The organism is Pararhizobium sp. A13 (assembly GCF_040126305.1).
Lineage (GTDB): Bacteria > Pseudomonadota > Alphaproteobacteria > Rhizobiales > Rhizobiaceae > Pararhizobium.
The window spans coordinates 19,127-40,331 of the sequence record NZ_CP149511.1; the positions used below are offsets into that span (position 1 = coordinate 19,127).

The 21,205-nt window shown below is 60.0% G+C and carries 17 protein-coding genes and 5 pseudogenes; 11 read left to right on the forward strand and 11 right to left on the reverse strand.

Features of this window, described 5'->3' with window-relative positions:
- Positions 1–71: 71 nt before the first annotated feature.
- From WI754_RS21575 to WI754_RS21595, 5 genes are all read left to right on the forward strand, one after another.
- A complete protein-coding gene (locus tag WI754_RS21575) occupies positions 72–221 on the forward strand; it encodes a DUF2092 domain-containing protein (protein WP_341487381.1) in 150 nt (49 codons plus the stop codon).
- 267 nt (positions 222–488) lie between these two features.
- Complete coding sequence (locus WI754_RS21580; protein ID WP_341487382.1) at positions 489–1,553, forward strand: efflux RND transporter periplasmic adaptor subunit; 1,065 nt, start codon at positions 489–491, stop codon at positions 1,551–1,553.
- 1 nt (position 1,554) lies between these two features.
- On the forward strand, positions 1,555–2,652 hold the full coding sequence (locus tag WI754_RS21585) for an efflux RND transporter periplasmic adaptor subunit (RefSeq protein ID WP_341487383.1): 1,098 nt from the start codon (positions 1,555–1,557) through the stop codon (positions 2,650–2,652).
- Positions 2,649–5,702 carry an efflux RND transporter permease subunit gene (locus tag WI754_RS21590; RefSeq protein WP_341487384.1) on the forward strand — a complete coding sequence of 1,018 codons (3,054 nt, stop codon included), beginning with the start codon at positions 2,649–2,651 and terminating at the stop codon, positions 5,700–5,702. Before WI754_RS21585 ends, WI754_RS21590 begins: the two co-directional genes overlap by 4 nt.
- A 46-nt stretch (positions 5,703–5,748) precedes the next feature.
- Complete coding sequence (locus tag WI754_RS21595; protein WP_341488040.1) at positions 5,749–6,987, forward strand: alpha/beta hydrolase; 1,239 nt, start codon at positions 5,749–5,751, stop codon at positions 6,985–6,987.
- A 521-nt stretch (positions 6,988–7,508) separates the two neighbouring features.
- Here the strand turns inward: WI754_RS21595 and WI754_RS21600 are convergent.
- From WI754_RS21600 to WI754_RS21610, 3 genes are all read right to left on the reverse strand, one after another.
- Entirely contained in the window at positions 7,509–8,174 is a 666-nt protein-coding gene (locus tag WI754_RS21600; RefSeq protein ID WP_341487385.1) for a TetR/AcrR family transcriptional regulator, read from the reverse strand.
- 203 nt (positions 8,175–8,377) lie between these two features.
- On the reverse strand, positions 8,378–8,542 hold the full coding sequence (locus tag WI754_RS21605; RefSeq protein ID WP_341487386.1) for a hypothetical protein: 165 nt from the start codon (positions 8,540–8,542) through the stop codon (positions 8,378–8,380).
- Between the two features lie 84 nt (positions 8,543–8,626).
- Positions 8,627–10,219 carry an adenylate/guanylate cyclase domain-containing protein gene (locus WI754_RS21610; protein WP_341487387.1) on the reverse strand — a complete coding sequence of 531 codons (1,593 nt, stop codon included), beginning with the start codon at positions 10,217–10,219 and terminating at the stop codon, positions 8,627–8,629.
- A 168-nt stretch (positions 10,220–10,387) separates the two neighbouring features.
- Between WI754_RS21610 and WI754_RS21615 the strand changes: the two are divergent.
- From WI754_RS21615 to WI754_RS21625, 3 pseudogenes are all read left to right on the forward strand, one after another.
- Positions 10,388–10,573, forward strand: a pseudogene (locus WI754_RS21615) (TetR/AcrR family transcriptional regulator); the annotation flags it as partial.
- A 175-nt stretch (positions 10,574–10,748) separates the two neighbouring features.
- Positions 10,749–12,568, forward strand: a pseudogene (locus WI754_RS21620) (tetratricopeptide repeat protein).
- A 65-nt stretch (positions 12,569–12,633) separates the two neighbouring features.
- Positions 12,634–12,956, forward strand: a pseudogene (locus WI754_RS21625) (Tn3 family transposase); the annotation flags it as partial.
- A gap of 255 nt (positions 12,957–13,211) precedes the next feature.
- Here the strand turns inward: WI754_RS21625 and WI754_RS21630 are convergent.
- From WI754_RS21630 to WI754_RS21645, 4 genes and pseudogenes are all read right to left on the reverse strand, one after another.
- On the reverse strand, positions 13,212–13,610 hold the full coding sequence (locus WI754_RS21630) for a type II toxin-antitoxin system VapC family toxin (RefSeq protein WP_341487388.1): 399 nt from the start codon (positions 13,608–13,610) through the stop codon (positions 13,212–13,214).
- A complete protein-coding gene (locus tag WI754_RS21635; RefSeq protein WP_341487389.1) occupies positions 13,607–13,873 on the reverse strand; it encodes a transcriptional regulator in 267 nt (88 codons plus the stop codon). The genes WI754_RS21630 and WI754_RS21635 overlap by 4 nt, the downstream gene beginning before the upstream one ends.
- 54 nt (positions 13,874–13,927) lie before the next feature.
- Positions 13,928–14,758 (reverse strand): hypothetical protein, encoded by an 831-nt coding sequence (locus tag WI754_RS21640; protein ID WP_349438033.1) that lies wholly within the window; start codon positions 14,756–14,758, stop codon positions 13,928–13,930.
- A pseudogene (locus WI754_RS21645) lies at positions 14,748–14,939 on the reverse strand (recombinase family protein); the annotation flags it as partial. The gene WI754_RS21640 and the pseudogene WI754_RS21645, both read right to left, overlap by 11 nt.
- Positions 14,940–15,024: 85 nt before the next feature.
- On the opposite strand from WI754_RS21645, the gene WI754_RS21650 reads away from it, so the two are divergent.
- Entirely contained in the window at positions 15,025–15,330 is a 306-nt protein-coding gene (locus tag WI754_RS21650; protein WP_341487391.1) for a hypothetical protein, read from the forward strand.
- A 176-nt stretch (positions 15,331–15,506) separates the two neighbouring features.
- Entirely contained in the window at positions 15,507–16,115 is a 609-nt protein-coding gene (locus WI754_RS21655) for a J domain-containing protein (RefSeq protein ID WP_341487392.1), read from the forward strand.
- A gap of 235 nt (positions 16,116–16,350) precedes the next feature.
- Here the strand turns inward: WI754_RS21655 and WI754_RS21660 are convergent, their stop codons facing one another.
- Positions 16,351–17,187, reverse strand: a complete 837-nt coding sequence (locus WI754_RS21660) for a hypothetical protein (RefSeq protein WP_341487393.1) — start codon at positions 17,185–17,187, stop codon at positions 16,351–16,353.
- Between the two features lie 340 nt (positions 17,188–17,527).
- Between WI754_RS21660 and WI754_RS21665 the strand changes: the two are divergent.
- Positions 17,528–17,947 (forward strand): annotated as a pseudogene (locus tag WI754_RS21665) (Fic family protein); the annotation flags it as partial.
- A gap of 79 nt (positions 17,948–18,026) precedes the next feature.
- Here the strand turns inward: WI754_RS21665 and WI754_RS21670 are convergent.
- The 3 genes from WI754_RS21670 to WI754_RS21680 all read right to left on the reverse strand — a co-directional run bounded on the left by WI754_RS21670 (position 18,027) and on the right by WI754_RS21680 (position 21,007).
- On the reverse strand, positions 18,027–18,395 hold the full coding sequence (locus tag WI754_RS21670) for a response regulator (RefSeq protein WP_341487394.1): 369 nt from the start codon (positions 18,393–18,395) through the stop codon (positions 18,027–18,029).
- Positions 18,396–18,506: 111 nt separating this feature from the next.
- Positions 18,507–19,121, reverse strand: coding sequence for a response regulator (locus tag WI754_RS21675; RefSeq protein ID WP_341487395.1), 615 nt, complete (start codon positions 19,119–19,121; stop codon positions 18,507–18,509).
- Positions 19,122–19,123: 2 nt separating this feature from the next.
- Complete coding sequence (locus WI754_RS21680) at positions 19,124–21,007, reverse strand: sensor histidine kinase (protein WP_341487396.1); 1,884 nt, start codon at positions 21,005–21,007, stop codon at positions 19,124–19,126.
- Positions 21,008–21,205 lie beyond the last annotated feature (198 nt).

Here is a 21,205-nt window from a genome sequence, read left to right on the forward strand (position 1 = left end):
TGGTCGTTGTCAACATGTGCGGCGGCCGGTCTGGAACGAAAGGCAGCGGATCAACAACAGAGGTAAACTGCATGGCAATTGTGGTCGAGAAGAATGGTGCGACCACATCGCATCGTCTGGTCGTCACCTACCCGTTGCTGCAGGGCCAACCAAGCTTCGTCGCCGAATTCACGAGCTGGAAGACCCAGCCCCCCTTTGTCCGACTCCGAATTCACCTTTGAACCTCCCGCCGATGTGAAAAAGATCGACCTGACACCAGCCGTCCCGTCGGGGATGGAAGGAAGCAAGAAAGTGGTTCGGTCTTGTCCTCAATGGGCTTCTATGTTGCCCCCGTCAACTTTCTTACGCTGGTGATGTTGACATTGCCCACTCCAAGCCTTAAGTGGACGTTGTCAACATGGGGCGATGGCCCGCAGTAGCATCAGATTGGAGACCGCGGCGACGGACGCCCGCTCCAGGATGGTCGCAAACCCTACCGGAGCAAAAAAATGCAGTCCTTTCGATTGCTGGGAATTGGTCTCGCCTGCGCACTTCTGGCTGCCTGCGACGACAAAGCTGAAGTAGCGCCGCCGCAGCAGCAGGTCCGCGTCGTTGCAGCATCGGCGGCTCAGTATCAGCCGGGCGCGGAAATCACGGGCGAGGTGAAGGCGCGGATCCAGACCGAACTTTCCTTTCGCATCAGTGGCAGAGTCATTCAAAGATGGGCTGATGTCGGCTCGCACGTTCGCGCCGGCGAGGTCCTCGCGCGGCTCAACGATACCGAACAACAAGCCGACGTGAGCGTCGCCCGAGCGGCATTGGAGTCGGCGCGAGCAATCGTCAAACAGAAGATGCTGTCTTTCGAGCGATCCAGGGCCCTGGTGCAATCGCAAGCTATTGCGCAACAGGTTTTCGATGAAGCTCGCAAGGAGCTGACGAGTGCCCAAGCCTCTCTTGAAGCTGACGAGGCCGCGCTGGCGACAGCGGAGGATGCGCTGTCCTACACTGAGTTGAAGGCCGATGCGGACGGCGTCATAACGGCGCGCACGATCGAAGTCGGACAGGTGGTCTCGGCCGCCCAGTCCGCCTTCACGCTTGCCCACGACGGTCCCAGAGATGCGGTGTTCGACGTGTTCGAGGCCTTCTTTCTCGGCGGCCCCCCGCTAGCCGACGTCGAGGTGGCGCCGGTCGGGGATCGTGCGCTCCAAGTACAGGGCGACATCCGGGAGGTCTCCCCGGTGATAGACACGAAAGCCGGTACAATCCGGATCAAGGTCGAGTTTCCGCAGGACGCGCAATGGCCGCTCGGCACGCCGGTGGTGGGCAAACTCCGCTCGCCTCCGCGCAAGGGCATCGTGCTGTCCTATAGCGCGATCGCCTCCGCCAAGGGGGAACCCGCCGTGTGGCTGGTCAACAGTGAAAACCGCTCCGTATCCCTCCGCGAGGTTACGGTTGCCCGTTACCGCAAAAACGATTTCGTCGTGACCAACGGCATTGCCCCCAATGATCTTGTCGTCACGGAAGGCGGGAAGTTTCTCAAGGAAGGCCAGGCAGTGACCTGGGAGGGCAAGTGAGATGAGCTTCAACCGCTGGTATACTTCCCTTCCGCTTTTTCTGTCGATCTCACTCCTTGTCAGCTGCGAGCAAAGCTCGCTCGCAGCGGAGGAGGTGAGCCCCCGTCCCGTCAAATCCGTCGCAGCAACGGCCGAGCAGGAGGAGGCCGGGAGCTTGCCCGGGATCGTACGAGCCCGCATCGAGACCGACCTGGCCTTCCGCACACTCGGACGAATCGTATCACGCAAGGTCGATGTCGGCGATCTCGTACTGAAAGGCGATGTCATTGCCGAGATCGATCCCCTGAGTCTGAAGCTCGCGGTCAGGAGCGCAGAAGCCGATCTGCGCGATGCCCAGGCGCAGTTCGAGAACGCTGCCATGACAGAAAAGCGCAAGCGAACTCTGGCGCGCATGAGCGCCGGCAGTGTTGCCGATCGGGATCTGGCCGAACAACAACTGAAATCGGCCAAAGCCAATGTTGCAAAGGCAACGGCTAGTCTTGCCAAGGCGCGTGAGCAGCTTGGCTACGCGGACTTGAGGGCGGAATTCGATGGGGTCGTCACCGCCACGTTCGCAGAAATGGGGCAGACAGTATCGGCGGGCCAACCGGTCCTGAGACTGGCACGCCCTGAACAGCGTGATGTGGTCGTCGATGTTCCCGAGGCTCAATTTCGATCCGTGCGCCTGGACGACCGGTTCAACATCGCCCTCCAACTCGATCGCACTGTGCAGACCTTTGGCGTCGTGCGCGAGATCGGGCCGCAAGCGGATCGCAATACCCGGACCCACAGGCTGAAGATCGCAGTCGAGCAGGCGCCGGAGGTGTTCCGCCTCGGTGCAGTGGTGACCGCGACGCCTATGCTTGACCGAAAGAAACGAGAAATCGCGCTACCGATCGCCGCCATTTGTGACAGGGGTGGCGCTGACCACGTCTGGGTCGTGAATCGGTCGACAGGTACCGTCACGCTGAGACCGGTCCAGCTCGGCACCCCAGCGGCCGATGCCCGCTCTGTCCGGATACTGTCCGGCCTGCGGGAGGGCGAAGAGGTCGTCATCGCCGGGGTCAATGAACTTGCCGATGGACAGAAGGTGAAAATCGCACAGGAGCTGCGCCCATGAGTAAATTCAATCTCTCGGACTGGGCGCTCGAGCATCGCTCGCTTGTCTGGTATTTCATGATCATCTTCGCTGTGGCGGGCGCCTATGCCTATCTGGGCCTTGGCCGCGAAGAAGATCCATCCTTCACGATCAAGACGATGGTGATTCAGGCTCAGTGGCCCGGTGCCTCGGCCCAGGAAGTGACGCAGCAGGTCACCGACCGCATCGAAAAGAAGCTGCAGGAACTCGACAACCTGGAACATACCCGAAGCATCACGACGGCCGGCCAGGCGATCGTCTTCGTCGATCTGCTGCCGGGTACGGACGCGCAGGATGTAAAGCCCACCTGGTCGCGGGTACGCAACCTGATTGACGATATAACGCACGAATTCCCCCAAGGTGTGGTCGGTCCGTTCTTCGATGACCAGTTCGGAGATGTCTACGGCAATATCTTTGCCTTTGCAGGAGACGGGCTTAGTCACAGGGAGTTGCACGATTTCGCTGAGGATGCGCGAACGCAGATTCTCAAGATCCCGGACGTCGGCAAGGTCGACATCGTCGGTGCACAGAACGAGGTGATCTACCTCGAGTTCTCCACCCGCAAGATCGCGGCCCTCGGCATCGACCGCGCCGACATCATCGCCACGCTGCAGGCGCAGAACGCCGTCACCCAGTCGGGTTTCATCCAGGCGGGAGCGGAACGCATCGCCCTACGCGTCGGCGGACGCTTCATCTCCGAAGACACCCTGCGCGAGATCAACCTTAGGGTAGACGATCGCTTCTTCCCGCTGACGGACGTCGCCAACATCACCCGCGGCTATGTCGACCCGCCCACTTCGCTCTTCCGCTTCAACGGAAAGCCGGCGATCGGGCTCGCGATTGGCATGAAGACGGGCGGCAACCTGCTCGCCTTCGGCGAAGCGCTCGAAAAAACAATGACCAAAATCACCCAGGATCTTCCCGTCGGCGTCTCGGTCGAACAGGTCTCCGACCAGCCGAAAGTGGTTGACGAGGCGGTTGGCGGGTTCACAAAGGCCCTGTTCGAGGCGGTCGCCATCGTGCTCGCGATTAGTTTCATCAGTCTCGGGTTCAGGGCAGGCCTGGTCGTGGCGATCGCGATCCCGCTTGTCCTCGCCATCACCTTTGTGGTGATGCTCTATGCCGACATCTCGCTACAGCGAATCTCGCTCGGCGCGCTCATCATCGCGCTCGGTCTTCTCGTTGACGACGCGATGATCGCAGTCGAGATGATGGTGGCACGACTGGAACTGGGTGACAGTCTCAGGAAGGCCGCCACTCACGTCTACACATCCACGGCCTTCCCGATGCTGACGGGCACGCTCGTCACCGTCGCGGGCTTCATACCGGTCGCATTTAACAAGAGCAGCGCCGGCGAATTCACCTTCACCCTCTTCGTCGTCATTGCCGTTTCACTTATCGTCTCTTGGATCGTTGCAGTCCTGTTCACGCCCCTCATCGGCGTCACCTTGCTGCCCAAGACGATGAAGAAGCATGGCGAACACAAGGGCCGGTTCGCGAAGGCGTTTTCTGAACTGCTGCAATTCTGCCTGCGCTGGCGCTGGATGACGATCATTGCCACGGTCGTCCTCTTCGCGGGATCGCTCGCCGCCCTGTCGACGGTGCAACAGCAGTTCTTTCCGAGCTCCGACCGGCCGGAACTGATCGTTGACTGGAACCTGCCGCAGAACAGTTCTATTGCCGAAACGAGCCGTCAAATGGCCCAGTTCGAGCGCGAAATGCTGGCTGGCAACCCTGCGGTGGAGAATTGGTCGACCTACGTCGGAAGAGGCGCGCCGCGCTTCATCCTTTCCTTCGACGTCCAGCCTGCCGATGTTTCCTTCGGGCAGACGATCATCGTCACCAAAGGGCTCGATGTTCGCGACAAGCTGAAGCAGGAAGCGCAAGCGTATCTTCAGAAGACGTTTCCCGGAACAGACGCCTATGTGAAGCTTCTGGACATCGGCCCGCCTGTCGGCAAGCCGGTTCAGTACCGCGTGTCCGGCGAGGACCTCCAGACGGTACGTAATCTGGCCCAGAAACTGGGCAATGTCGTCGGAACACATCCTTCGCTGACAAACCTGGCCTTCGACTGGAATGAACCGGCACGCGTCGTGAAGATCGACGTACTGCAGGACAAGGCGCGTCAACTCGGCGTCTCGTCCCAGGACATCGCCATGGCGCTGAACACCGTCGTTCAAGGGAACGCCGTAACGCAGGTTCGGGACGACATCTATCTGGTCGATGTCATCGGCCGTGCTGCAGAAAAGGAGCGCGAGTCGATCGACACGCTGCTCGACCTGCAACTGCAGAGCAGCAGCGGTCAGTCCGTCCCGCTGTCATCGATTGCAGCGTTCCGGTATGAACTCGAACAACCGACGATCTGGCGGCGGGACCGGGTCCCGACCATCACGATCAAGGCCGGGATCGCCGATGCGACGCAGCCGGCGACCATCGTGAAGGCGCTCTCCGACAAGGTTGCGGCTTTCGAGAAGACACTGCCGGCCGGGTATTCCGTCAAAGTCGGCGGCGCGGTCGAGGAAAGCGCCAAGTCGCAGGGTCCGATCGCGCAGGTGTTGCCGGCCATGCTCTTGATGATGGCGACGCTTCTCATGGTTCAGCTTCAGAGCTTCCATAGGCTGTTCCTTGTCTTCTCTGTTGCCCCGCTGGCGCTGATCGGTGTCGTGGTGGCTCTGCTCGCCAGCAATGCCCCGCTCGGTTTCGTCGCACTCCTGGGCGTGCTCGCGCTCGTCGGCATCCTCATCCGCAACTCCGTCATCCTGATCGTGGAAATCGAAGAATTGCGGGCAGCGGGGAAGTCGGCATGGAATGCCGTCGTGGAGGCGACCGAACACCGCATGCGGCCGATCATGCTGACGGCGGCGGCCGCCACTCTGGCGCTGATTCCGATCTCCCACGAAATATTCTGGGGTCCGATGGCCTATGCGATGATGGGAGGCATCGTCGTGGGGACGGCGCTGACGCTTCTGTTCCTGCCGGCGCTTTATGTCGCCTGGTTCCGGATACCGCGTGAAGTCGAGCAGCAGCATTGACATGGGGGACTCCATGACCTTGAACGCCCTGCGAAGCATTCGCATCATGCAACAGATTGGCCGCACGCGGCCGATCTCCGCGGGAAACCGGGCACTCCCCATGCTGGTTATTCTATCTATTGTTGTGAGCAGCTGTGCGACGCGGGTGGAAAACGTCCTTCACCCTCTGGTCGTATCGGCCAGCGATGCGAGCCGCGTCGACATTTTGGTCGCGACAACACGCAAGCCTTCGGAGAACCCCGGCCAACTCTATTCGGGCGAACGCGGAACGGCGATCTCGCTCAACAACGTCATCGTGTCGATCCCGCCCGATCGAAACCGCAAGCTTGGGGAAGTGCAGTGGCCTTCCCGCATGCCGCCGAACCCCGAGAAGGATTTCGCGGTGCTTGAGATCGCCAAAACCAGATCCGAAAGCCAAGTTTTCAAGTGGTTTCGGAAAAATAGAAACGCGAAGCGTCAGGTAGTAATCTTTGTGCACGGCTTCAACAACACCTATGCCGATGCCGTCTTTCGTTTTGCCCAGATTGTTCATGACTCGGGCACCGATGCAACACCGGTTCTCTTCACCTGGCCTTCGAGAGCCCGCGTTTTTGACTACCTTTATGACAAGGAAAGCGCCAACTACTCGCGGCGAGCCTTGGAGGACCTAATTCTACAGGCCGCCAGAAGCCCCGATGTTGACGACGTGACGATTCTCGCTCATTCGATGGGGGCATGGCTCGCCGCAGAGGCTCTGCGCGGTGTCGCGATGCGGGAAAAATCGATACCCGCCAAGGTTAAGAATGTCGTTCTTGCGTCGCCGGATATCGACATCGACGTAGTCCGTCGTCAGTTCGTCGAGATGGGCCCAAAGCGGCCGCACTTCACCATCCTCACATCGACGCGAGACAAGGCCCTGGAGGCCTCGCGTTGGCTTTCGGGTGGGGTTGACCGCGTCGGTGGGTCCGATCTCAGGCCTTACGTGGCTGTTCTGGACGAACTTGGTGTCTCGGTCATCGACACCAGCACTATCGCGTCGAAAGATCCGCTTGGCCACAATACCTTCGCAGATAGTCCTGACATCGTACGGCTGCTCGGCCGGCGCCTTGCTGGACAATCGCTTGCCGGGAGCGAGGCAAGTCTTGCGGATCAAATCGGGGTAGCCGCGGCCAATTTCGCCGGTTCGGCCGCGCGCGCGACCGTCGCAGCCCCGGTCTCGGTCATTAGCGGCGAGGCTCGCGAAGTGATGAAACGTGAGCTTTCCCCGTCGAACGGACAGATCGTTGACGGTCAGATCTCGTATTGAGGTCAGGGTCGCTGCGCAGGCGTTCGACGTTGGCCCTCGCCTTAGCGGTGGGTGTCGTGTTCGCAGCTAATGCCGACTGGCACCCACCGTTCGCAGCGTACAGGACAGCAGCCAGGCCATATCCGCTAGAATCGACTTAAGTTGAGTTTACAGTGTCGATGTGAAAGCCGCGGCCGGTCCAGCCCGTCGGCGAGGTCAAGATGCTTGGGGCTCGGGCCGCCCTTGTTGCGTGTCTTAAGATGGGTGCTTCGATCATCAACCGCTCGGGGCGTTCTTATCTTGCCGGCGAGCGCCGCGGGTCGCGCTCGGGCTGTTTTCCAAGGCATGTCTCGACGGTTTGGCGAAGAGAATTCCCACTGTACACCCAGGAGCGTGGACAGGCCTTCCACCGCCTGCCGAACGGAACGACGTTTTGGCGACGTAACCTCTGGCTCGACTAGGAAACCAGCCTACAACAGCCGTTCTCGCAGGGCGACCGGCAGCAGCCTTTGCAATGCCTGATAATCCCGGTTAGCAAATGGCTAGTCGTGACCATGCGCGAGGGGTGCAGGCTGGGCTGGCGTACCCGTCGGCCGAGGGAATCTCGGCCCGTACGAATCCGAGGCGCCGCGTGCGGATATCTGTTGCGCAAAGGCGTCGGCGTTGCGTGCCGTCGCGTCGATCCTGCTCACGCTGAAAAGCCATGAAGCCTGCTCGACAAGCGCGACGACGATGCGGGCGGCGAGGTCGACCGACCCGACCGCCAGCAGGCCGGCCGATTGGGCATCGGCCAGGTCCCCCCTCAGGCGGGCCTGCACCGCCTGGGCGACGTCCGGTAGCATAACGGCTGCGCGGGCGGCGAGACGTGCCTGCGCTGGCGCCGCCGCCAGGGAGCGAAGCAATGTGATCACGGCCGTGGCCATGCGGGTCAGCGGATTGTCGACGGCCAGACGGGCGGGCTCCAAACGCTCGCTCAACTCCGCGATAAGCGCGTCGCCCAGCTCAGCCTCCAGAGCCGGAAGGTCCCGAAAATGCAGGTAAAAGGTCCCCTTCGCCAGCCCTGCGGTCTGGATCACCGCCTCCACCGTCACGGAGGCTCTGCCCGGGGCGGCATAGCAGGCGCGCGCGGCCTCAAGGATCGCGGCGCGGGTGCGGGCACGCTTTGCCTCGCCGATCGACGCCCGACGCTCCAGATTTACCCGTGCCATCACCGCTCCTAAGTAAGCCGACAGCAGTCAGGTCGCGCGCTCAGTTCATCGTTTGTTCCCTGCTGGGTCGCCATCCTCTGGTGAGGGCTCTGCTTTCCTCTTCCGAATACCCCTGCGCGCAAGCCCACGTTCCTCTGTTTCCTCCCACCATGGCAGAAGTTCGCCAGGATCAAACGGATACTTTTTTACATCCCGCTTTTCCCCTACGGCACGGTCGCGCACCTCGCGAATGCTCCAATCGGTAAATCGGCCGTCAGCGCCGCCGCATGGAAGGTGGCCAAAAGGTCGTCACCCGTGGAGCGGCGCATGACTTGCTCCAGCTGATAGATGGACACGAACAAGGGAACCCGTTTGTCCTCTGGTGCCATTTCCGGCTCCTTCTTGGCGGCATCTTCTCCGCTTCGGCAATCATGGTTTCTCGCTGCGCCTTTCGAAGAATTAAGGCGACGCCGTCATGGAGCGCCGTCGAGCGCGGCCATGGCGTCCGCCAGCGCCTTTCGGACACGTAATTTCTCCTCAGGGTCGAGCTGGCCGATGTCGAGATGAAGGTCAAGCCCGACCAGGTGCTCGCTCAGGATTCGGGCCTTTTTGTCGGCACCGGCCAGCAGGCCGTCTATCATATAGGGCACAATCTCGCGTTGGATGCCCTTCATTGTAATCGGCGGAAGCGCATGCGCATCGACGATATCCTGCACCAGCGCATAGGTTTCGTAGCTGATGACGATCTTGCCGCCTTCGGCGATGCTCTGCAGCCGTGCGGCGAGGTTCGCCTCGGCGCCGATGATCGTGTAGTCCATCCGGTCGTTGCTGCCGAAGTTTCCAACATTGCAATAGCCGGTATTGATCCCCATGCGTACCACGAAGGGTTCCTCCGTGCCGTCGCTGCGCCACTTTGCCTTCAGTTCACCCAGTCGCTGCTGCATGTCCATCGCCATGCGAATGCAGGCCTTGGCGTCTTCGGTCGCTCCCTTTGTCTCGGGATCACCGAAGAAGACGAGGATCGCGTCGCCAATGAACTTGTCGATCGTGCCGCCATGGCCCAGCGCTATGTTCGACATCTCCGTCAGATATTCGTTCAGCATCTCCGTCAGCGCTTCCGGCTGAAGCCGCTCCGTGGTCGCCGTGAAATCCTTGATGTCAGAAAAGAAGATCGTCAGTCGCTTCCGCTCGGTGTGAACCACCACGTCCTTCTGCCCACTGAAGATGCTCTTGTAGATCTGCGGCGAGAGATAGCGCGAAATCTTGAGCGAGATGCTGGCCAGGAACTCATTGGCCGCTTCCAGCTCCCGGTTGAAGTTTTTGATGACGCGCGCGTGCCGTCGCTGCAAAACGATGAAGGTCATGCCCACGATCGCGACGAAGAAAAAATAGAGCAGCAGATATTTGAAGGCAAATGCGTTACGGGCGAAGGGCTGGGTAATCGTCACCTCCTGGATGCCGCGTACGTCGCCAACCTTCCAGTCCGTTTTCGGGCTTTCCGGATGGCTGTTGTGGCAGGCCACGCAAGCCGGCCCCATGACGACCGGCGTGACCAGGCGGTAAATGTTGTTGAAACCTTCGCGCGCAATGTTCGTCACGGTCTGCTTCGAATCCGCCCGCAGCGTGGCGAGCGCCGAGGTCTCGAAGGCATCCATCGGATGCGCGGTGCGGTTCTTGAACGGCAGGTCGGAGATGAAGCGATAGGAGATGTTGGCTTGTTGCTCCTTGATGACGCTGCCAAGTTCCAGTGAGAGCGTCGCTGGCAACGGAATCGCGCCGGGGATGGTCGCGTAATTGTGCGAGATGACCGTCTCGGTCGCCTGTCCGTCCGCATGGGCGGCCAATACCCGGCCCACCACGTTCGTCGCATAATAGGAACGGATACTGGTAATCAGTGAACTCATGTCCTGCGCCTGCCGCTGCAGGGCATCACGCGAGAGGCTGTTGATATCGAGCCATACTGCGAGCGGAAGACCGGCAATCATCAGCAGCACGATCAGCACGAGCAGCCGCGCTCCGAAGCGGCTGTCGGCGAGGTTCTGTCGCAACTTGTCGGTAACAGCCATCTGGTTTCTGCATGCGGTTGATCAATGCAACCTACAGCATGACGTGTAGATCTGTGCAACGGTTTTGCACGCGTAATGCGGAAACATGAAACGTGGAGGTAGGGCAACGCCGTAGCGTCATAGCGCCATACGTGGCGCCCAGCGTTAATCGGAGAACAGAAACGCTGGTTCGCACTGGACAACGTCCGCAACCGGTTCAGCGATCAGGTCCGGGACTACTTCACCGAATGGCGCAGTGCGCTCGCCTCTGCTCTCGAGAGGGCGGGATGCCCCGAACGTGATGCACTTACGCTTGCCGAGGAGACAGTAGTTGCCGTTCAAGGGGCCCTGGTGCTCGCCAGAGCACTCGACGAGCCCTCGAGCGGGTCCAGTCCAGACTTGTTGCTGCGCCCCATGGGGGCGACCAGACGTGACCATGCCCAAAAGCGGTCTTTCCTCCGATCTCGCTGGCGACAAACATCTGTGAATGTGGGAAAATGCGCGCATATTAAGCCCAACGATATCGTGCGCCGCAGGAGCGGTCACCGCTGTGGATCGAAAGCTTGCAGCCATCCTTTCAGCCGATGTTGCCGGCTTCAGCCGCCTTGCGGCGCTGGACGAGGAGGGTACGGTTCGCGCACTCGATCTATGCCGCGGTCGGATTACCGAATTGGTTAGCGAGCATGGCGGCCGTATCTTTGGTAGCGCAGGTGACGGCCTTGTCGCCGAGTTCCCAAGCATGGCGGCCGTATCTTTGGTAGCGCAGGTGACGGCCTTGTCGCCGAGTTCCCAAGCGCTGTTCAGGCCGTCCGGTGCTCAGTAGAAATCCAGCGCCGTCTTTTCAGTCTCTCAGAAGACCTCCCACCCGATCGCCGCTTGGAATTCCGCATCGGTGTCAATCTGGGTGACGTCATTGTGTCGGGACACGATCTGCTCGGCGACGGCGTCAATATCGCGGCACGCGTGCAGGAGATCGCCGCTCCGTCAGGCATCTGCATTTCCGCATCGGTGCGCGAGCATCTCGACGGCAAGGTGCCGTTCGCGCTGACCGGCCTCGGCGAGCGGACCTTGAAGAACATCCCCCGGCCAATTTTCGTCTTTCGGGTCGATTGGCAGCAAGAGACGCCTGTCGAAGGCGGCATCGCGTCCGCGCCATCACTTGCGGCCCGCCGTGGCAAGGACCAGCCGTCGATCGTCGTCATGCCCTTCGACAACCTCAGCGGTCAGGGCGACGAATACTTCGTGGACGGCGTTGTAGAGGAGATCACCGCCGCGCTCTCGCGCGTTCGGAATTTCTTTGTAATCGCGCGACAGTCCGCATTCACCTACAAGGGACGCTTCGTCGACGTGCGTGAAGTCGGCAGGGAACTCGGCGTCAATTATGTGGTCGAAGGCACCGTTCGCCGGGGCGGCGACCGACTGCGCATTTCCGTGCAACTGGTCGATGCGGAGACAAGGACCCAGTTCTGGTCCGATCGCTACGAGGGCGCAATCGAAGATATTTTCGAGTTCCAGGATCGGATCGCGGCGCAGGTGGCAGGCGCCATTCATCCGGCCATCCGCGATGCCGAGATCGAGCTGGCCAAACGCAGGCCGCCGACCAGTCTGCGGGCCTATGATCTCGTTATGCGCGCCTACCCAAACCTTTGGGGCCGCCGCAAGGATACCAACAACCAGGCGATCGAACTGCTTCGGCAAGCGATCGCCGTCGATCCGGGCTATGGCCGCGCGCATGCACTTTTGGCGTGGTGCCACGCCTCAAACGCCTCCTACCTATGGACCGAACAACCGGAACGTGAGCTGGAAAAGGCGCGCGCAGCGGTTGAAGCTGCAGGCTCGATCAGCGATGATCCAACCGCGCTGACTGCCGCCGGCGCGGCAATGAGCATCTGCGGCGACCAGGAGCGCGCCGCCACCTTTATCGAAAAGGCGCTTGCACTTGATCCAAACAATGCCTGGGCATGGGCGCGCCTGGGCTGGATCGCGATCTACAAGGACGAAGCCAATCGCGCAACGGAACGCTTCCAGCGTGGGATGACCCTGAGCCCAAGAGATCCGCTTGCATTCAACATGAGATTGGGGATGGCCTTTTCCTTGGCCATGGAAGGTTCTCTTTCACAGGCCATCGCGATAGCCCAGGAGGTCATCAACAGCTATCCTGACGTGACTTGGTCCTATCGCCACCTCGCCGCCTGGTCGGCGATGAGCGGAGACTTGGAGACCGCCCGATGGGCCGCGCAGAAGCTATTGGCGGCCGAGCCAGGCTTTACAATCGAGTGGTATCGAGCGCTGCCCTGGTTTCAAAACATACCGCAGTGGGAAGGTCAGATGGCCGAGGGTTTGCGGCAAGCAGGATTGCCCGAACGCTGATTGCCGTTCAAGCACATACGAGGTCCGCTCCCGGCCGAGGATTTGCTCTTTTGGCGGAGCCAGCCAATGTCGTCGCCGATATCGACCGGATGACCAACTTCAGTTCCCTGTTCGAGCACCATCAGACGGGACGGCCGCCTTCCGGTCTGCGGGTCTTCTATGCGGCGCTGATCGCCGAAGCCACCAATCTCGGCTTCTCCAAGATGGCGCTTGCCTGCCCCGACATCACCCAACGCCAACTACAGCAGATGGCGATCTGGCGCTTCAGGGAAGAGACCTTCACGCTGGCACTCGCTCGCATGGTCGGGGCTAGCACGCCGCTCCGTTCTCGGCCGTGTTCGGATCGCATACCGTTTCCTCGTCCGACGGTCAGCATGTTTATCTCGGCATTGATTGGTTCGAGCCTCGAAGAAAGGACCGGAACCCAGGAGGAGCTGTTTCAGGAGCGGATCAACGCCGCTCTACGAGCACTTGACTACGATGTCTTCAGAGAGTTGCTGTAATGGTCGAAGCACTCGCTATAGCTCGAAGCGAGGCCGTAATCTGAGACAAGATAAATTCATGAATCCCGGGATGTTCGTCAGAAACTGTACGGTTGAATTGACGGTTCCCCAATAAGTATTCGCCCTCGCCTCCGGGCCTTTCAGGATAGAAGACGGCTGGACTGCCCTAAAGCGGAGAGGAGCTTTATTGCCTTCTTGTCGAACGAAACGAAAGTCTCGCCACCAAGCCAGCTGCCGTCATAGGCAATAATTCCATCGGCGAAATCACCACCGGCTTCCAGAACCGTCAGGCCCGCGTCGACGGCGGGTCGATTGACCACTACATTCTCAGTGTTAAGCAAGGCACGGATCGCTGCTGAAACATCTTCCCGTGCAGTCTGGTACTGGCGGGTCAAGACCCAGACAAATTCACATAAAGATTGCAGGCTCACCGCAACGATTTCCGAGTTGGCCAGAAGATCGACTGCGGCCCTCGCCTGCTTGGCATCGTCGGCAACAAAGGCTCGTAGCAACACATTGGTATCTGCGGTCACCTTCATGCTTTGTTGGTCCCAGCCATCGCGCCCGCGTCAGCAATGGCGTCGTTTATCTCCTCAACACTGAGAACCCTGCCATTCGTCTTTCCCTTCAGGAAACCATGGAGATCCCGAAACGAGCCTTTCGATCGAACAGCCACCAGTTCCGCTTTGCCATCCGGCAGCAGATTCAGCTCGATTTTTTCACCGGGTCGGATACCCAGATGCTGGAGTATATCTTTGCGAAATGTCACCTGACCGCGTGTCGTTACCGTTAGTGTTGTCATAGCAGTTTCCTTTCAACGACACGAATGTAATGCATCCTTGCATTACATTCAACGTTACGTGCCGTATGGAGCAAATGCGACAAACCGAAATGCACCTCCTCGACCTGTTGCACCCACATAGGACGGAATGGTGTTCACCCGAGCGGCAATGTCCTTCTGCGTTGCCCCTGAAGCCAGCGGAAACCTGACATCGTGGAACACGAGATCATCCCCGTCGGCATTCTGGAGCGGGGGCATGTCCATTGTCCGCTCAAGCGTGTCGAACAGCCATGAAAGGGTGAACATGGATGCTGCCGCCTGCAGGTCTTCATCCCTGATGACCGGCAGCTTCTTCGCATTCCTTTTGCCGAACATCTGGCGCAAGCCATCGAACAGCGCGTCGGTGGCTTGTGATGTGAACGGCAAGAGGCGGCCGGCAAAGACGTTTTTGCCCATGACGGGCACAATCCGGGAAGCGACCCTGTCCCACTGCTTGAGCGTTTTCGTTGCCGTTCCTTCACTGACGGCGATCGGCTCGCCACCGCGAACAAGATCGCGCGCCATGAGCGACTTCCCTGGAACGACCTCGCTGACCTCATACAGGCTCATGATAGAGATCCGGAGCGCCTTCATATAGGCCTTCGATTGAGCGTCTTCCTTCCAGCCGCGACGCTTGAGATATTCATCGATGATGTTGCCGCCCTCGACCTCGAAGTCCTCGAAGGCGCAGCTCCACAGCGTCATGGCCCAGTCGTCGCCGAGAATTTCCGCGATGTCCTCGAATTCCATGTCTCCTGTATCAAGGACCGGTCCGAAATGATCCTCAAACACGTCCTCGAAGCACTCGCGCCATTCATTGCGGGCAAGGAATTTCATTAGACCCTTGAGGTCATGGCTAGTCGGCATGTTCGGCGACGATACGTGAGACAGTCGGTTCGCTGACGTCGTAAAGTCTTGCCATTTCGGCGCCGCTTTTGCGGCCCGACAAGACGCTTTCGGCGATTTCCCGGCATTTTTTCGGATCGAGTTTCCTGCAGCGCCCTCCGATCCTGCCTTCAGCCCTTGCTTGGGCAAGGCCGGTCGTGGTGAGAGGATGGCTTGTGCAAAGTTTGGGTTGACCGCTTTCGATGGCGAGGCGACACTCTACCTGCAGCAAGGCAGGAGAGAAAACGATGGACGAGCCAGACAGGTGGCGCCACATGGCAAGCGCGCCGAAAGATGGTAGTCGGATCCTCGTCACGGTCCGCCCGTCTGAACAGGGGCCGGCGGAAGTTGACCTCGCCTACTGGTCGAATGGCGATAAGTTCGGCGCAGAAGGCTGGCGCGCCTCTGATTCCTCCCCCGGTTGCGTCATTGAATATGCCGAGCCCGAGCTGAAGTGCTGGATGCCGATGCCTTCCGCCAATCGCAGCCGCGCATCCATGCCCTCACCCTGGGAAGGCGAGGACGCCCAGCAGTTCGACGGGTCGGGGATCTAACGGACCCGCTCCAACGTGGTGCAAAGGCCCGATAGCCGTTCGGGGACATAATCCCTTGAGGAAGGGTGCCTGGTTATTGATATTGAGCCTCGCCGCCCGACGCCAACTCGTAGAAGCCCTTTCAGCCTCGTCCGCAAATTCTTGCCGTGATGACGCGCTGCGTCCATATAGGCGCCATGACGCTTGATTCGAAAATATTTGTTGGGCTTAGATCTGCCCGCAAAAGGTCCGCTCCCGCCAGCGAACCCGCAGGTCCGAAATGCCAATGGGATGGTTGCGAAAAGATTAGCGCGCATCGCGCTCCTGTTGGGCCGGGTGCGGAAGGCCTGTATCTGTTGTTCTGTCTTGAGCATGTGAAAGAATACAACAAGGGATACAGCTTCACGGCGGCTCCATCGAACGCGGACATCGCCCGCTACCAAAGGGAAGCGGCGACCGGCAGTCGTCCGACCTTTGGAACCCGTGTCAACCAAGCGACCGAAATCCCGATCCCGTCCACTGTCCGCTCCGGTTCTGCGAAGACATTAAATGCCCGCAGAACCGCCGCGCACCACCAGGCACAAAAGAGCAGTCTCCAAAGACGAAAACTCAAGGTGCTCGAAGCCAAGGCTTTCGAGACACTCGGTCTTTCGCCGGAGGCGACACCGGAGGAAATCAGGAGCCGCTATAAGGAACGGCTCAAAATGCACCATCCCGACGTCAACCAAGGTAGCCGTACCTCCGAAGACGAGCTACGCGCCTCAATCGAGGCGCATAAGATCCTCAAACTGAACGGATTTTGCTAAGGCTCACTCATTGGATTGCCGTGTAGGCCCATCCAATCCCACGCGGAGCGTCTGCCCATCTGTTTCAAGAGAAAGCCAAAATCGGCGATCTGAAAGGATATGAACCGACGCTATTGTATCCAAACGCTTATCATTCCCTTTGCGTCGTGTGACTAGATTTTTGCCATCATCAGGAACCACCCGCAGAGGTGAGCCGGGCTGCGGACCCGGCCAAGGCGGGTCCGCATCTCGTCCGTCAGCGCGCCGGGATGACGTGGCGCCGCGCCCTTGCGACGGTCGCCGGCACGCGCACATATTGCGCGGCCCCAAGTTCATGGTCATAGTCGCCGAGGTGGAATTGCAGTCCGTTCAGGATCCGTTCGCAGGCCTCGACGATCTTCTTGCGGTCCTTAATCGGATTGCTGTGAAACAGCTCGTTGCGTGTCTCCTTGATGACCCGCATCGTGTCGTTGAACAGGGTTTTCGTGAACGTGAAGCCGAGAACAGCGTCCGTGGCGAACATGTCGCGGATCAGAAGCCAATCCGCCTGCATAATCGTCCAGAGGTCACCCAGGGTAAGGCAATAATAGAACTCGTCGGTCTTGTTGTTGCCGGTGACATTGTTGATATGCTGCTGATTGACCATATTGTCGAAGACACGCCAGACAGCTTTCACGAAGGCTGGATTGACGGGCGTACCGAGGATGTTGGGAAAGGCAGTATAGGTCTGCCCGTTCTGCCGGGCATTGCGGATTAGCGTCCACCATTCCATCCGACCGAAGCGTTCCTCCAGGTAGTCGGCGAGCACCGAGCGCAAGGCGTTTTCCACCGCGAACACGAAGGGGTAGATCGACGAAAATTCCTTAACCTTGCGGGTATAGATCCTATGGATCACCAGCCTCTGCTCAGGTATAGGTATCTGCTGCAGGGCCTGGACCTGAACCCCTTCGCGGATACTGTCGCGTAAAAGAGTCGGGTTGAGGGTGCGCATGTCCGCCTTGAAGTGATCCACCTGCTGCGGGGTGGGGACGAATGTCAGGTATTCACCCAGTAGCTGTGATGTCGGCACATGCCGCTTGGTGATGCTGGACACCTGGTCCCCCTTGCAATGCGAGTCTCTTTTCCCTATAAGATAGCTACTCGCTGAGTGGTGGCACAATGGTGTTGCGAGCCCATGGCCCTACCATGGCACTTGGAGAGTCTAAACGGAATTTGGCTAGGCGTGGTCGTCACCGACTGCGCCTTTAGTCATTCAGGGGTACTGCTCGGCGTAGCGTGCCCCTGCCCAATCCTAATGTGGTGGTCTGTGAACCAAGCGGGTGTTGCCTCCACTCGGCGGCCGCGCTCTAAAATTAGGCTCTGCCCGAAGCCAGAAGTCTCCGCTCATGCGGGTCACGATCGCTGGCAGTCATTCCTCAGCAAGCAACACCGGCTCCCTTTATTTCAAATCGCATCGGGCCGATTATTATAGGCTGTTGCAGGAAGTCCGAGAACACGGCACCTGGGAAGCGTGGCTTGAGTTTTTCCTCGAGGGTGTCGCCGAAACAGCGAATCAAGCATTTGAGACCGCCAACCAAATTGCGCGACTGTTCGACGGCGACCGGGAACGGATCGTAGGAGAATCGGAACGCACGGGCTCGGTCCTTCAGATTCATGAAGTCATGCGCACGAGCCCTTACCTGACTGCTACCTCAGCAGTGAAACGAAGCGGCCTTACCATGCCGACTGTTAACGCGGCTCTGGACCATTTGAAAAGACTCGGGATCGTCGAGGAGGCCACGGGTCGACGGCGTGGCCGGGTGTTCGTCTATCGCGCGTACATGGAAATTCTCAGCGACGGTGCAAGCGCCTAACGAGCTCCGTTCGAGACATTATGCGATCGTTTGACCTCCACCAAGGGCAGTGAAAACTGATGCGGGCTTCCGCCCTGGATCAAGCCAGCGCGTCGTTTATCGCCTTCACGAGGACGGAACCGGGGAACGGTTTGTGAAGATAGGCGATGCAGCCTCCTCGTACGGCCTCCTCCTCGATGGAGTCATCCTCGAGAGCGGTGATGAAGATGACGGGGATCGTGGAGCCGGATTCCGTCAGGACCTGCTGCAACTCCGTCCCCGACATCCCGCCGAGATCGACGTCGAGCACGAGACACGAGAACGTGGCCGCCGCTTTGTCGCTCAGGTACGCCTCGGCCGAAGGGAAACCGCTCGTGACAAACCCGTGGGCGTCGAGCAGCCGCTGCACGCTCCGGCGCATGCTTTGATCGTCTTCGACGACGGCCACTGTTTTCGGTACGAGTTGCAACGTGTCCTCGCTTCGGCCAACATCACGGGTCTGATCGTCGAATCATAGGGCCGGGCAAGGTTGCGGTATACTGTCCAAAGGTGAAGGGAGCGCCGATCGCGCCGGAAGGCGCTAGTGGGGGCCAAGCAGGCCGATCCGTTCCGCAATCGAGACGGCCTCGGCGAGCGAGTGAGCCTTCAATTTTTCCATGACGCAATGCCGATGTGCCTTGACGGTTCTCTCGGAGGTGCTGATCGCGTAGGCGATCTGCTTGTTGCGCTGTCCGCGAACCATCAGGCCGAACACCTCGGATTCGCGCGGTGTCAGACTTGCGACCAGATCTTCGAACCCGCGGGCGCGAGCGTCGTCGAGGCGCCTTTTCTCGTATTGCAGCAGCGCCCTTTCGATTGCTTCCTTCAAAGCCTCCGCCGAGGCAGGCTTCTCGAGAAAGTCCTCGGCACCTGCCTTGATCGCCAGAACCGTCGCGTGGATATCCCCTTGCCCGGACAGGTATATTACGGGGAGCAGCGGTGCTGTCTCGGCAAGCCGGTTCTGCAGTTCCACGCCACGCAGGCCCGGCATTTGCAGATCAAGCAGGATGCAGCCGGGTCCGGGCGCGGGTGGTTGGGAGAGAAACATCTCCCCGGATTCATAGAGGGCGACCCGAAAACCGCAGGTTGCGATCAGTCGTCCGACCGCGGTTCGAAACGAATGGTCGTCATCCACGACGTGTACGACAGGTTCCATGGCTACACACTCCGCGCCAGAGGCAGGACGAAGCTTAAGACGGCCCCTCCTTCCGGGCGGTTGTCTGCCCAGATCCTGCCTGCGTATGTTTCCACTATCATCCGGGCGATGGGAAGGCCGAGCCCGGTTCCGGCCGGCTTGGTGGTGTAGAACACCTCGAAGACACCCACGAGCTTTTCACTCGGAATCCCGCGCCCCGTATCCGAAATCGACAGCTCGACTTTCGCGTCCCTGGTGAGCCGCGTCTGAAACACCAGTCTTCGGTCGCTCGCCGCCACTTCGAGCATGGCGTCCATGGCGTTCGTCGCCAGATTGAGGATGACCTGCTGGATATGCACCTTGTCGGCCCGGACCAGCAGCGCGCCCTCTCCGCCCTTCACGCTCACCGCGATGTTTCGCCGCTCGGCCTCGGAGCCGAGAATTTGGACAGAACTCCTGATCGCGTCGTTGAGGTCAAATTCCTGCCAGTCGATCTCGACGCGTTTTTTGAGAAGACTTCTCAATCGCTGGATGATGTCTCCAGCGCGTTGCACGTCGTAGAGAACGTCCGCGGCGATCTGCCGTATGAGGTCAAGGTCCGGCACCTCGCCGCGCAGCAGGAGCTCGGCAGCTTCCGCGTTGCTGCGGATAGCGCCGAGCGGCTGGTTGAGTTCATGCGCGATCGAGGCTGACAGGGCTCCCGCCGTGGCGGATTGATTGAGATGCACCAGTTCGAGGAGGCGGACCCCTGATTCCATTTCGGCGGCGCGCCGGCGTCGGCGCTCGACAAGGAGACCCGCTATCACCGCGCCCTGTGCCGCGATGACAGCGATCACAGTCACTACCGTCAGCGAGTGCTCCTCCCACAGGGTCTTCTCCTGGTACTTCTGCTCGGTTCCGGGAGGAAGTCTGTCCGGCGACAGGCCCCATCGCTTCAGTTCCCTCGCATCGACGACGAACGACTGCTGAGCGTAGACGCTCTTGATCGGCTTGCCCCGGATGGCATTGACGGCAAGGTCGGCGACCGCCGCTCCCAGAGACTCGAAGGTCACGACGTTGCCTCCGACAACGCCGTGGTCGATATACGTGGCGTACGGCCCATAGATCGGAGCGCTTGAGATTCGCGCTATCTGCCGGATCGCTTCGCGCGGGATGAAGTTGCGGCCAGTGCTGTCCTTGAAGATGGTCAGAGCGAGCACGATGCTGTCGGGGGGAAGGTTGGCCGCGCGTTCGGTGAACTCATCGATCGACAGGTCTTCCAGGTATGTGGTCTCGTAGTCCTTGGCGATCTCGGCGAGGTCGGCACGGGCCGTTGCGAGCCACGAACGGTCGAAATCCGCCGACCCTCCGATGATCACGAGATGGCGCGCATCCGGCTGCAGCCCCCGTGCCATCTCCAGCGTTCTTGCGATCCGGAACTCGGTGAAGACCCCGACCACGTCGTCTGGCAGGCCCATCCCTTCCACCGTCGACACGCTGAAACCTGCGAAGACTATCCGAGCCGCCGGCACCATGCGCGCGCGGTTAGAAAGCACGAAGCCCAGTGACTCCTCGCCGAGCGCGATCACCACGTCGGGGCGATGATCGGCATACTTCTCGGAAAGATACTGCGCCATGCGTTCGAGGTGGGTTTTTTCGGGAAATCTGGAAAGATCGAGGAACTCCGAGAAGATGTCGATCCTGCCAGCCGTAGCGGTCAGCAGGCGGGTTCTCACGGCCTCCCCGGCAGCGGTCGTTGCGGCCACCCTTTCATCATACGGGTAGAGGACAAGCACGCGGGGTACCCTGTCGATCTCCGCCGGGAACGCCGCTGAGGCGAAGAACGTCAGGACAAGAAGGCAGCAGAGAGCGGCCGACTGCTGGGCGGATCGACTTGATCGAACCTTCCATCTGGGCACAGTCGTCATCGTCCTTGCCCCCACAAGAGGTGGCATATTAGCAGGTTGACGGTCCGCCTCCCAGCCGAATTTGGGGCGGGAGGAAAAGCCCGCGAACGCGAAATTCCAAGGGTTGCCCGAAGGGACAATATCGCCGCCCCCGGCTATCGCCTAGGATGACGGCGATGCGCGCCTGGCACGCCGCGGCTTCCTTTTGCACGATGCCGT

Excerpts from the sequence above, each read along its gene's own strand:
- WI754_RS21675 (WP_341487395.1), bottom strand. The coding sequence starts at position 19,121 with ATGGAACCTGTCGTACACGTCGTGGATGACGACCATTCGTTTCGAACC.
- WI754_RS21600 (WP_341487385.1), bottom strand. The coding sequence starts at position 8,174 with ATGGCACGGGTAAATCTGGAGCGTCGGGCGTCGATCGGCGAGGCAAAG.
- WI754_RS21635 (WP_341487389.1), bottom strand. The coding sequence starts at position 13,873 with ATGACAACACTAACGGTAACGACACGCGGTCAGGTGACATTTCGCAAA.
- WI754_RS21650 (WP_341487391.1), top strand. The coding sequence starts at position 15,025 with ATGGACGAGCCAGACAGGTGGCGCCACATGGCAAGCGCGCCGAAAGAT.
- WI754_RS21595 (WP_341488040.1), top strand. The coding sequence starts at position 5,749 with ATGCAACAGATTGGCCGCACGCGGCCGATCTCCGCGGGAAACCGGGCA.
- WI754_RS21585 (WP_341487383.1), top strand. The coding sequence starts at position 1,555 with ATGAGCTTCAACCGCTGGTATACTTCCCTTCCGCTTTTTCTGTCGATC.
- WI754_RS21630 (WP_341487388.1), bottom strand. The coding sequence starts at position 13,610 with ATGAAGGTGACCGCAGATACCAATGTGTTGCTACGAGCCTTTGTTGCC.
- WI754_RS21655 (WP_341487392.1), top strand. The coding sequence starts at position 15,507 with ATGACGCTTGATTCGAAAATATTTGTTGGGCTTAGATCTGCCCGCAAA.
- WI754_RS21590 (WP_341487384.1), top strand. The coding sequence starts at position 2,649 with ATGAGTAAATTCAATCTCTCGGACTGGGCGCTCGAGCATCGCTCGCTT.
- WI754_RS21680 (WP_341487396.1), bottom strand. The coding sequence starts at position 21,007 with ATGACGACTGTGCCCAGATGGAAGGTTCGATCAAGTCGATCCGCCCAG.
- WI754_RS21640 (WP_349438033.1), bottom strand. The coding sequence starts at position 14,758 with ATGCCGACTAGCCATGACCTCAAGGGTCTAATGAAATTCCTTGCCCGC.
- WI754_RS21575 (WP_341487381.1), top strand. The coding sequence starts at position 72 with ATGGCAATTGTGGTCGAGAAGAATGGTGCGACCACATCGCATCGTCTG.
- WI754_RS21605 (WP_341487386.1), bottom strand. The coding sequence starts at position 8,542 with ATGGCACCAGAGGACAAACGGGTTCCCTTGTTCGTGTCCATCTATCAG.
- WI754_RS21610 (WP_341487387.1), bottom strand. The coding sequence starts at position 10,219 with ATGGCTGTTACCGACAAGTTGCGACAGAACCTCGCCGACAGCCGCTTC.
- WI754_RS21580 (WP_341487382.1), top strand. The coding sequence starts at position 489 with ATGCAGTCCTTTCGATTGCTGGGAATTGGTCTCGCCTGCGCACTTCTG.